At 61.5% G+C, this 11,560-nt stretch carries 8 protein-coding genes and 2 rRNA genes (1 of these 10 cut by a window edge); 6 read left to right on the top strand and 4 right to left on the bottom strand.

Annotation, left to right across the window (positions count from 1 at the left end):
• The 4 genes from JHD67_RS05930 to JHD67_RS05915 all read left to right on the top strand — a co-directional run.
• Window positions 1-1,945: ribosomal RNA gene (locus JHD67_RS05930) — 23S ribosomal RNA — on the top strand (it extends 934 nt beyond the left edge of the window).
• Between the two features lie 121 nt (window positions 1,946-2,066).
• A 5S ribosomal RNA gene (gene rrf / locus JHD67_RS05925) occupies window positions 2,067-2,179 on the top strand.
• Window positions 2,180-2,339: 160 nt separating this feature from the next.
• Entirely contained in the window at window positions 2,340-3,023 is a 684-nt protein-coding gene (locus tag JHD67_RS05920) for a rhomboid family intramembrane serine protease (protein WP_199098287.1), read from the top strand.
• Window positions 3,024-3,032: 9 nt separating this feature from the next.
• Entirely contained in the window at window positions 3,033-3,356 is a 324-nt protein-coding gene (locus JHD67_RS05915) for a DUF1820 family protein (protein WP_199098285.1), read from the top strand.
• An 8-nt stretch (window positions 3,357-3,364) separates the two neighbouring features.
• On the opposite strand, the gene JHD67_RS05910 is transcribed toward JHD67_RS05915, so the two are convergent.
• The 3 genes from JHD67_RS05910 to JHD67_RS05900 form a co-directional block, all read right to left on the bottom strand.
• A complete protein-coding gene (locus JHD67_RS05910) occupies window positions 3,365-4,489 on the bottom strand; it encodes a hypothetical protein (protein WP_233171662.1) in 1,125 nt (374 codons plus the stop codon).
• Between the two features lie 93 nt (window positions 4,490-4,582).
• Entirely contained in the window at window positions 4,583-5,305 is a 723-nt protein-coding gene (locus tag JHD67_RS05905) for a glutamine amidotransferase (protein ID WP_199098283.1), read from the bottom strand.
• Between the two features lie 43 nt (window positions 5,306-5,348).
• Window positions 5,349-7,160, bottom strand: coding sequence for a GspE/PulE family protein (locus JHD67_RS05900; protein WP_199098281.1), 1,812 nt, complete (start codon window positions 7,158-7,160; stop codon window positions 5,349-5,351).
• Window positions 7,161-7,255: 95 nt separating this feature from the next.
• On the opposite strand from JHD67_RS05900, the gene glyQ reads away from it, so the two are divergent.
• Window positions 7,256-8,167 (top strand): glycine--tRNA ligase subunit alpha, encoded by a 912-nt coding sequence (gene glyQ, locus JHD67_RS05895; protein ID WP_199098279.1) that lies wholly within the window; start codon window positions 7,256-7,258, stop codon window positions 8,165-8,167.
• Window positions 8,164-10,314 carry a glycine--tRNA ligase subunit beta gene (gene glyS, locus JHD67_RS05890; RefSeq protein WP_199098277.1) on the top strand — a complete coding sequence of 717 codons (2,151 nt, stop codon included), beginning with the start codon at window positions 8,164-8,166 and terminating at the stop codon, window positions 10,312-10,314. The genes glyQ and glyS overlap by 4 nt, the downstream gene beginning before the upstream one ends.
• A gap of 77 nt (window positions 10,315-10,391) precedes the next feature.
• Here glyS and JHD67_RS05885 read toward each other — a convergent pair whose 3' ends face one another.
• Window positions 10,392-10,961, bottom strand: a complete 570-nt coding sequence (locus JHD67_RS05885; RefSeq protein ID WP_199098275.1) for a helix-turn-helix transcriptional regulator — start codon at window positions 10,959-10,961, stop codon at window positions 10,392-10,394.
• Window positions 10,962-11,560: the final 599 nt, after the last annotated feature.

Genomic DNA, 11,560 nt, shown 5'->3' with positions numbered 1-11,560 from the left:
GTGCTAACGTCCGTCGTGAAAAGGGAAACAACCCAGACCCGCAGCTAAGGTCCCAAAGTTATAGCTAAGTGGAAAACGATGTGGAAAGGCATAGACAGCCAGGAGGTTGGCTTAGAAGCAGCCACCCTTTAAAGAAAGCGTAATAGCTCACTGGTCGAGTCGGTCTGCGCGGAAGATTTAACGGGGCTAAGCTATACACCGAAGCTCGGGGTGCACACTTTGTGTGCGCGGTAGAGGAGCGTTCCGTAAGCCTGTGAAGGTGGATTGAGAAGTCTGCTGGAGGTATCGGAAGTGCGAATGCTGACATGAGTAACGATAATGGGGGTGAAAAGCCCCCACGCCGAAAGCCCAAGGTTTCCTCGCGCAACGTTCATCGGCGCAGGGTGAGTCGGCCCCTAAGGCGAGGCAGAAATGCGTAGTCGATGGGAAGCTGGTTAATATTCCAGCACTTGTCTGTAGTGCGATGTGGGGACGGAGAAAGTTAGGTCTACCGGGCGTTGGTTGTCCCGGGGAAAGGCGGTAGGCATGAGGGTTAGGCAAATCCGGCCCTCTTTATGCCGAGCACCGAGACGAGTCCTATTGGACGAAGTGACTGATACTACGCTTCCAGGAAAAGCCACTAAGCTTCAGCTACAGAGAAACCGTACCGTAAACCGACACTGGTAGGCAGGGTGAGAATCCCAAGGCGCTTGAGAGAACTCGGGTGAAGGAACTAGGCAAAATGGCACCGTAACTTCGGGAGAAGGTGCGCCCTCCGATGTGGTCACGTGCGTGACTGAGCATTGGAGGGTCGCAGTAACCTGGCCGCTGCGACTGTTTATCAAAAACACAGCACTCTGCAAACACGAAAGTGGACGTATAGGGTGTGACGCCTGCCCGGTGCTGGAAGGTTAATTGATGGGGTCAGCCGCAAGGCGAAGCTCTTGATCGAAGCCCCAGTAAACGGCGGCCGTAACTATAACGGTCCTAAGGTAGCGAAATTCCTTGTCGGGTAAGTTCCGACCTGCACGAATGGCGTAACGACAGCGGCGCTGTCTCCACCCGAGACTCAGTGAAATTGAAATCGCTGTGAAGATGCAGCGTTCCCGCGGCAAGACGGAAAGACCCCGTGAACCTTTACTACAGCTTCACACTGAACGTTGAGTTCTTCTGTGTAGGATAGGTGGGAGGCTATGAAACCGAGACGCTAGTTTCGGTGGAGCCATCCTTGAAATACCACCCTGAAGTGCTTGACGTTCTAACCTAGGTCCGTAATCCGGATCAGGGACCGTGTGTGGTGGGTAGTTTGACTGGGGCGGTCTCCTCCCAAAGAGTAACGGAGGAGCACGAAGGTACGCTCAGCGCGGTCGGACATCGCGCACTGTGTGCAAAGGCATAAGCGTGCTTGACTGCGAGATCGACGGATCAAGCAGGTACGAAAGTAGGTCTTAGTGATCCGGTGGTTCTGTATGGAAGGGCCATCGCTCAACGGATAAAAGGTACTCCGGGGATAACAGGCTGATACCGCCCAAGAGTTCATATCGACGGCGGTGTTTGGCACCTCGATGTCGGCTCATCACATCCTGGGGCTGTAGCCGGTCCCAAGGGTATGGCTGTTCGCCATTTAAAGTGGTACGCGAGCTGGGTTCAGAACGTCGTGAGACAGTTCGGTCCCTATCTGTCGTGGGCGTTGGAGATTTGAGGGGGGCTGCTCCTAGTACGAGAGGACCGGAGTGGACGTTCCGCTGGTGTTCGGGTTGTCATGCCAATGGCATTGCCCGGTAGCTATGAACGGAAGCGATAACCGCTGAAAGCATCTAAGCGGGAAGCGCGCCCCAAGATGAGATCTCCCGAGTCCCAGAGACTCCTTAAGGCACCATCAAGACTAGGTGGTTGATAGGCGCGGTGTGGAAGTGCAGCAATGCATTGAGCTTACGCGTACTAATGAGCCGTGCGGCTTGACCATATAACCCCAAGACGCTTCGCGAGACGGTCCGTCTCAACGAACATCCCGATTTCACCAGACGCTTGTCACTCGTTTACCCCTTTGCTGGAATGGCGCCTCACGGCGACTTCCACACCCTCTCCCTGGCGGCTATAGCGCTGTGGTACCACCCGATCCCATCCCGAACTCGGAAGTGAAACGCAGCTGCGCCGATGGTAGTGTGAATCCTCATGCAAGAGTAGGTCACCGCCAGGGTCTTTTTACCCGCAAACGCCTTCCCATCGGGGAAGGCGTTTGTCTTTGCGCGAAAGAAAAGTGCTTGCCATAGCGGATCTGCGCAGAGGCGCAGTCCTGCATTCCCCTTATCGCTATGATGCAAAGCCAGCCTGCCTGACTCGTTCGGAGCGCTTTATTCGTGTTTGTCCATGTAGAAACCCGTCGACGTCACCACGTGCAGTGGGCCACTGTGCTGCTGGTCGTCACGTGCGTGATCAGCTTTGTGGGTTTGGCTTTGATGCCAGCGCCACAGCGAGTGTCTATGTGGCTGCAATGGGGCACGGTACCTGCCGATATCTTTGACCCCAAGTTACCGATCCTGCATCAGTTGGCCGACCCTGCCCTGCTGCGCCTTGCCACAGCGCTTTTCATCCATCTGGCTTGGCTACACTTGCTCGGTAACCTGCTGTTCCTGGTGATCTTTGGCATTCCCGCGGAACGAACGCTGGGTTCGTTGCGTTTCCTATTGCTCTTTCTGTTGGGCGGCGTGATTGCGAACCTGGTCGGAGCTCTTTCGCTGGCTGGCGTGCGCGCTCCGATCATCGGTTGCAGCGGTGCCGTGTCTGCCGTGCTTGGTACGTACATCGCGCTGTTCCCGCGTGCACACCTCGGCCTGGTGCTGCCGCTCGGCTTGTACCTGGAGTTTGTGCGCGTACCTGCCTTCTTGTTGATCGGCATCTGGGTACTGCTACAGCTGCTCTTTAGCTATGCAGGCCCCAGTTATGGTGCGGTGGTCTGGTGGACGCATATCGCCGGTTTTCTGTTCGGCGTGCTGTTTGCGTTGCTTTCGCGCAATGCCATTGCGCGACGTTTGCGCGGCTAAAATAGACGCATGCGTACCAAGAAACTCTACAAAGTAACCTTCCTTCACCTGGGCAAGTGCTACGAGCTATATGCGCGGCACGTGGCTTCCAGCGCCCTGTGGGGCTTTACCGAAGTGGGTGAGTTGGTGTTCGAGCCTGCGGGCGAAGGCCTGTTGGTGGACCCCACCGAAGAGCGCTTGCGCGAGGAGTTCAAGGACACACGTGTGCTGCATTTGCCGATGCAGTCGGTTGTTCGCATTGAGGAAGTGGAGCAGAAAGGCGCGCTGGTTATTCGCGACGCGACCGATGGTCAGAAGATCACGCCGTTCCCTATGCCACCGCGCAGTCGGTGATCCGCCGCTTAAGTGTGGCGTACCACGGCGATCACGATTTCCAACACGATAAGCAGGATGATCGCCAGCTCCAATAGTTCGCCTCGCTTGCTGGAGGCCTCCTCGTAAAGTGCGGAGTAGCTGTCGCGGATAATGGCCAGCTTGCGATCCACGGCCTTGCTGACATGCGGCACGCGAAACAGCTCCAGCGCCGAGGCGTAGACGCGCGCGAGATAGACGTCCTCGGTAACCTGCAGTGCGTTGTCCACTTTTTCGGTGATCTCGGTGACTTCCGCCACCAAGGTATAGAGCTTGCGCGCCAGATCGGCATAACGGCGCGCTGCGAGCGGGCTGGCTGCGTGATGGGTCGCCTCCACCAGGTCGTACATGCGCGGCAGTTCGGCATCCAGCAGCTCGTCGTAGTAGCGCAGCTCGAGCAACTGCGCATTGGCGACCTCAAGGATATCCACCACATCGGAGTCGTCGCGCGGCTCATAGATGAAGGCGCGATCCCAGGTGAGCACCGCCAGGTCGTCGGTGTAATAGGAGAAGCGCTGCCGCAGCAAGTCCTGGCGTGCAGATTCGGAGAGTGCCCGCGTTTCGCCGGAAAGCAGTGGTACGAGATCGATTTCCTCGTGCAGACTAGCGGTGCTGGTGACGCCTTCCAACGCATGGACCAGGCCGAGCAAATAGTCCTCGTGAAGCGGATCGACGCTAGGCCGCATCAAGGCGGGGCGCATCAGCTCCACGATCTGCGACGCCAGGTCATGCCATATGCGCGTTCCCGAACCCAGTCCCAGTGTGGCGTCCACGGCGTTGACGCGAGCGGTGTAGTGCGGCCAGCTCAAATCATCGGTGGCGACCTTGATGGAGAAAGCGGCGACGCCGAATTCATAGAGCCGCACACCCACGGTTGCCGTCATGGCTTCGCTATCGATGGCGAGTTGCAGCGGCTCCAGCGTCAGTTCCACCGGCGGTACGCCGAAACTCACGGCCTTGGGCGGGGCACTGAGTAAACGACCGCGCGCAGCGGCGGTATGGGCATGTCGCGCCCATAAGGCTTCCGCCGCCGTCAGGTCGATGGTGTCCGCGATGTCCACCAGACGCATGGCGATAACCGCACCACGGTGAACATGCGGTTGTCGTTTTTCCATGAAACGTTCTCCATACCAAGGCAGCACGCCTCCCGGGGAAGCGTCGCGCGCATGGGAGGATTCTAGGCTTGCCCCATGACAAGGCGGGGTGGATCAGCCCGTTGCCAACCCATGGTGTCGTGCGAATTGACGAAGCAGGCGGCGCGCCAACGGGGTCGGCGCCACCTGGCGAAAAGTGTGATGAGGATCGAAGCCTTCCTTGTGCATCGCCTCGCGTTTGCGATGGATATAGGCGCGCATCACGTCCGCGTTGAATTCCGGGTGGAACTGTACGCTCAACGCGCTGGGTCCATATCGAAGCAAATGGTGGGCATCGCGCGCCGATCGGGCCAGCACGGTAGCACCCTTGGGTGGTTCCAGCACGCTTTGCTCGTGCGTGGTGTGGGCGCGGAAACTCGACGGCAGGTGCGATGCCAGCACATCATTGGTCGCGGTGGGCAGCACCTCGATCGGCATCGTTCCGATTTCCCTGCCGCCGGGCAGGTAATCCACTCGACCGCCCAACGCATGCGACATCAGTTGATGGCCGTAGCAGACGCCGAACATCGGCAGCTCAAGATCCATGGCATCGCGGATCCAGCCGGCCGTGCGTTCGCTCCATGCGGCGCGTTCGGTCACCATGGCCGCCGAACCGGTAATCAGTGCACCAGCGACTTCGTTAGGTGCGGGAAGGGATTCGCCAGCTTCCACATCCACCACTCGAACCCGATCTGGCGAAAGCTGCGCACCCAGGCGGAACCAGTGGGGAAAATCGCCATGGCGTGCGCGGATGGGGGCGGGTGCGCGACCGGTGCGGATAATCAGGACAGGCTTCATGCGTGCTGGAATTGTGGAAACGTCAAAAGGAGATGATGCGGATTCAGGCTGAACCGTGTTCGATCGGCGGTATTACCGTGAGTACTTCCTGCACGGTCGTCAGGCCCCGTGCCACCTGGTCAGCCGCTGAAATGCGTAGCGGACGCATGCCTTCGGCCAACGCGGCGTGGCCGAAATGTCCCAGATCCAATTGCGCCGAAATCAATCCGCGCAGGCGCGGCGATAACTGCATCATCTCGTACACGCCGGTGCGCCCCATGAAGCCGGTATTGCGGCATTCCAGGCAACCCACCGGTTTATAGACCTTCTCCGGCAGCGGCATCGACCAACCATGCGTGAGTGCGGTCCATTCGTGCTCGTCTTGCCGGGCGACCGCCTTGCAGTGAGGACATAGCGTGCGCACCAGGCGTTGTGCCACCACGCCGGTGAGCGTGGACTGGGTCAGATAGTGCGGTACACCGAGGTCCAGCAGGCGGGTGACCGCGCTGGGCGCGTCGTTGGTGTGCAGGGTCGAGAGCACCAGATGACCGGTGAGCGAGGCTTGCACCGCCATCTGCGCCGTTTCCAGGTCGCGGATTTCGCCCACCATGATGATGTCCGGGTCCTGGCGCAGCAGCGTGCGCACGCCAGCGGCAAAATCTAGGTCGATCGCTTGCTGTACCTGCATCTGGTTGAACTCGGGGGAGACCATTTCGATCGGGTCTTCCACCGTGCATACATTGAGCTCCGGCGTCGCCAGGTGCTTGAGCGTGGAATACAGCGTGGTGGTCTTGCCCGAACCGGTGGGGCCGGTCACCAGCACGATGCCGTGCGGACGCTCCACCATGGCGCGCCACACTTCCGCCTCCATCGCGGAGAAGCCCAACTGGGAGAAATCCTTGGCGACGATGTCCGGATCGAAAATGCGCATCACCACCTTTTCGCCGAAGGCGGTGGGCATGGTGGAGATACGCAGCTCCACTTCGCGGCCGCCACCGGAGCGGGTCTTGATACGGCCGTCCTGCGGGCGTCGCTTCTCGGCCACGTCCATGCGCGAAAGAATCTTGATGCGTGCGGTGACCGCGGTCATCACCGGCGGGGGCAGCTCAAACACCTTGTGCATCACGCCGTCGATGCGAAAGCGCATCTGCCCCGCCTCGCGGCGCGGTTCCAGATGGATGTCCGAGGCACGTTGTTCGAAGGCGTATTGCAGCAACCAATCGACGATATGCACCACATGGCGATCATCGGCGCCCACTTCGCCGCTCTTGCCCAACTCGACCAATTGCTCGAAGTTGAGAATGGCGGAGGAGTCGTAGCCGCTGCCCTTGGCATCCTGCGCCAGCTGAATCGAGCGCTGGACACCGTAGAACTCCAACAAGTAGCGATTGATGTCCAGCGGGTTGGAGACCACCCGCTTGATATCCCGCCGCAGCATCTGCGACAGGTCCGCGGCCCAGGCGTTGTCGAACGGCTCGCAGGTGGCAAAGGTGACCTCGCCCGGCGAGGCGGCCACCGGCAGAATCCGATGGCGCTCAGCGTAGGCGCGACTGACCACCTGGGTCACCGCGGCCGCATTGATCTTCATCGGATCGATCTTGAGGTAGGGCAGGGCGGCGTGCCCGGCCAGCCATTCGGTCAGCGCTTCCATGCTGAGCGGGCGGCCCGGATCACGCTGGTTGGGCAACTTGGCGTTGGCCACGATCACCAGCGGATGCAGTTCCACCGTGCTGCGCCCGCTTCGGCTACCCATGCGTACCTGCTTGGCATCCTCGGCCAGTACGTAGCCATCCACCACCAGGGCGGCGAGCAGTTCATCCAGGGTCAGCCGGGAGTGACGGCCAAGCAGGGAAACGGATTGCGGTGAAGCGGCCATGCGGCGATCTCTCCCTCAGGTGCCTTCCCACAAAATCCAGCGGAGAAAGCGGTCCCGGCTATACTAACCCGCTTTATCGAAGCCCACGGGAAGCCATGTCCGCGCGCACTTTTCAGGATGTGATCCAGACCCTCAACCGCTACTGGGCGGCACAGGGTTGTGTCTTGCTGCAGCCCCTCGACACCGAGGTCGGCGCCGGCACCTTCCACCCCGCGACTTTTCTGCGCTCGCTCGGTCCCGAGCCGTGGTCGGCGGCCTATGTGCAGCCCTCGCGCCGTCCCACCGATGGACGCTACGGCGAAAACCCGAACCGCCTGCAGCATTACTACCAGTACCAGGTGGTGATGAAGCCCAATCCGGACAACATCCTGGATCTGTACATCGGCTCGCTGAAGGAGCTGGGCCTGGACCCCTTGGTACACGACCTGCGCTTCGTCGAGGACAACTGGGAATCGCCCACGCTGGGCGCCTGGGGCCTGGGCTGGGAGGTGTGGCTGAATGGCATGGAGGTGACACAGTTCACCTACTTCCAGCAGGCCGGCGGCCTGGAGTGCCGTCCCGTCACCGGTGAGATCACCTACGGTCTCGAACGCCTGGCGATGTATCTGCAGAACGTGGACAACGTCTATGACCTGGTGTGGACCGAAGGCCCGCATGGCAAGGTCACCTACGGCGACGTGTTCCACCAGAACGAGGTGGAGCAGAGCACCTACAACTTCGAGCACGCCAATGTGCCGGAATTGCTGCGCTGGTTCGACGTGTGCGAAGGCGAGGCCAATAAGCTGATCGCCGCCGGTCTGCCGCTGCCTGCCTACGAGCAGGTGATGAAGGCCAGCCACACCTTCAACCTGCTCGATGCCCGTCGCGCCATCAGCGTGACCGAGCGCCAGCGCTACATCCTTCGCGTGCGAACGCTGGCCCGCGCGGTGGCCGAAACCTATGTGGCGCAGCGCGAGAAGTTGGGTTTTCCGGGCCTGAAGAAGAACGTGAAGGAGCAGGCCGCATGAGCGCCGTAAACAAGCCGCTGTTGATCGAACTGGGCACCGAGGAACTGCCGCCCAAGGCGCTGGACGAGCTGGCCGGCGCCTTCCTGCGCGGCATCTGCGATGGGCTTGCCAAGCGCGGCGTGGACGCCGCGCTCGATCTGGCCAAGGGCTATGCATCGCCGCGTCGTTTGGCCGTCTATATTCCGCAGGTGGCGGTGAATCAGCCCGAGCAGAGCGTCGAGCGTCGCGGCCCTGCGGTGAATGCCGCGTTGGACGCCAGCGGCCAGCCGAGCAAGGCGCTGCAGGGCTTCGCGCAATCGTGCGGTGTCACGGTGGAACAGCTGGAAAAGCTGGAAACCGACAAGGGCGCCTGGTTCGTGTTCCGCGCCGTGAAGCCGGGTCAGCCAGTGGCGACGCTGCTGCCGGAGATCGTGGACGAAGCCCTCAAGGGCCTGCCCATTCCCAAGCCCATGCGCTGGGGCGATCACGATTACAGCTTTGTGCGCCCGGCGCACTGGCTGGTGATGCTGCATGGCGCGGACATCGTCGATGGCGGCGTACTGGGCCTCAAGAGCGGCCGTCAGTCGCGCGGCCACCGTTTCATGCACCCGCAGCCGGTGCACATCGCCGATGCCGATAGTTGGCTCGATCACATGCGTGCCGCCAAGGTGCTGGCCGACCCGGCCGAGCGTCGCCAGAAGATCCGCGACGAAGTGGCCCGCGCGGCCAGGGACACCGGTGGCGTCCCGCAGCTGGATGACGCCCTGCTGGACGAAATCGCCAACCTCACCGAATGGCCGGTGGCGATCGCGTGCCAGTTTGAGCGTGCGTTCCTCGCCGTGCCGCCGGAAGCGCTGGTTACCACCATGGAGACCAACCAGAAGTTCGTGCCGGTGTTCGACGCCGAGGGCAAGCTCACCGAGCACTTCATCGGTATCGCCAATATCGACAGCAAGCAGCCAGGCGAAATCCGCAAGGGCTACGAGCGCGTGATCCGCCCGCGTTTTGCGGATGCCAAGTTCTTCTGGGATGAAGACCTCAAGACGCCGCTCGCCGGCTACCAGGACGCGTTGAAGAACGTGACCTACCAGCAATCGCTGGGCAGCCTCTGGGACAAGAGCGTGCGCGTCGCCGAGCTGGCACGCATCGTAGCCAGCCGCGTCGGCGTGGATGCCGGCGCCGCCACGCGTGCCGCCGCGCTGAGCAAATGCGATCTGCTTACCCGCATGGTCGGCGAATTCCCCGAGCTGCAGGGGGTGATGGGCCGTTACTACGCCACCCATCATGGCGAGTCCGCCGATGTGGCCGACGCGCTGGACAGCCACTACCAGCCGCGGTTCGCCGGTGACGCCATTGCCGCCGGTTCGGTAGGTCGCGTGCTCGCCGCGGCCGATCGCCTGGACACACTGGCCGGCATCTTCGCCGTCGGCATGAAGCCCAGTGGCAACAAGGATCCATTCGCCCTGCGCCGTGCCGCGCTAGGCCTGGCCCGCACTCTTGTCGAGGGCGGCCTGGAGCTCGATCTGCGCGGCAGCTTTGTCGAAGCATTGGAGCTGCTGCCCGAAGCCGCGCTCGCCGCCGGCCTCAAGCCGGGCAAGGACGGCAAGGCACCGGTGCTGGACGCCGGTAAGCGCCGCGCCACCCTGGCCGACGAACTGGTCGATTTCGTGCTGGAGCGCCTGCGTGGCTATTACGCCGAGCAGGGCTTTACCGCCGAGCAGTTCGAGGCGGTCTTGGCCGTGGCCCCGACCAGCCTGGTCGACTTCGACCGCCGTCTGCGCGCGGTGGGCGAATTCGGTCGTCGGCCGGAGGCGTTGAGCCTTGCCGCCGCCAACAAGCGCGTGGCCAACATCCTGCGCAAGCAGGCCGAGGACGCGGGTGCGCCTGCCGTGGGTACCACGGTCGACCCGACGCATTTCGAGGCCGACGCCGAGCGTGCGCTGGCCTCAGCGCTGGATGCGGCGCGCGCCGATACGGCGGCGCCCCTTCAGGCTGGCGATTACGGTGCGGTGCTCAGCCGCTTGGCTCAGCTGCAGGCGCCGGTCGATGCGTTCTTCGATAGCGTGCTGGTCAATGCGGACGATCCGGCCGTGCGCGCCAATCGCCTGGCCCTGTTGGGGCAGCTCAAGGCCCAGTTCGGTGCGATTGCCGACATCGCCCGCCTGTAAGCGTCGGGCGCGGCGCCCAACAAAAACGGCAGCCTCGCGGCTGCCGTTTTTTTATGCCTTACGCAAAAGCCAAGGGTTCAGGCGAGCGCCTGACGGCCACGCTTCACGCGCTCATGCAAGCGCTGGTTGAACGACACCATGGCGCCGGCGTCCACGTCGTTGCCGCCCGGGCCAAGGATTTCGTAAAGATCCGCCAGCATGTCGGCGTTGTCGGCCAGGGTGAGGCGGCTTTCGGCCAGGTCCAGCTCCGACTGCAGAATGCGCAGCGCCGTATTCAGGCGCTGCGGGTCCATGGCGATGCCGCTGGCGTGCAGGGTATCGGCCGCGGTACGCAGCTTGGAGCGATGGCGGTTGGTGGATGCCTCGGCGTTGGGCAGCTCTTCGCCCGACGCGATGGCGTCGGTGGCCTGGATCTGGCCTTCGCCGGCCACCAGCCACACCAGGGAAATACCCATGGTCTTGGCCAGTGTTACGCAACGAGCGCGCGAGGGGTCGGTGTTGCCGTCGCGCCAGCTGCGCACCACGCCCTCGGAAAAGCCGCACATGCGCGCAATCTCGGTCACGCTGCCCACTCGCTGAATCAGCACCTTGATACGGTCGGCAAAGGTGCTCGTAGATTCGATGTTCGTCATTTTATGCGTATTCATCGCGGATTCCTGGCGGATGGCGACTCGTTGTGATGGAGCGTGAACCGAAAGTGGAGCTCAGTGCGTGAAGCATGCATCGTGGTCGTGTAACTGCCGCACTATCTTTCCACAGGTTTCGCAAGTTTTATTGGATTTGTTGCCCGTCGGAGCAACTTCTGCCGATTTCAAGAACGCAAAGGCACTCGATTGGTAATCAACCTTCCGCTCTTTTGTTCAGCATCCAGACAGGAATCTGAGACCGGTAAGCCTTTCCTGCCAGCGACATAGGGGGTTCCGTCCCATCCGCCCCGGAGAACATCGCTCGGCGCGTGTGTCATATGTAACGTAAGTTACCCTTCAATAAACTTACGAAGGGGCGGAGACTTTTGCGAGGCGGCTTGACCGGCGCGATAGCGGAAAAGCGGCTATTTCCGGGCGGGCCTTTCTTTCAGTGAGGCCGGCCCTTGGTGGTAAGGGTGTAAGCCAAAACCTTGCGGCGCATGAAAAAAACGGCGGCCATGTGAGGCGTTAACCGACAGGCCGGCAGGCGGCCCAGGCGGATACGCAAGCGCATGGTGTGAACTTTTACAAGCCCTTACCTTTGGGCTATCCTCAGAGCT

The sequence above is a fragment of the Dyella sp. ASV21 genome, assembly GCF_016428975.1.
Taxonomy (GTDB): domain Bacteria; phylum Pseudomonadota; class Gammaproteobacteria; order Xanthomonadales; family Rhodanobacteraceae; genus Dyella.
Note: the sequence above shows the minus strand (reverse complement) of the source record. Positions and strands in the feature narration are given on the sequence as shown.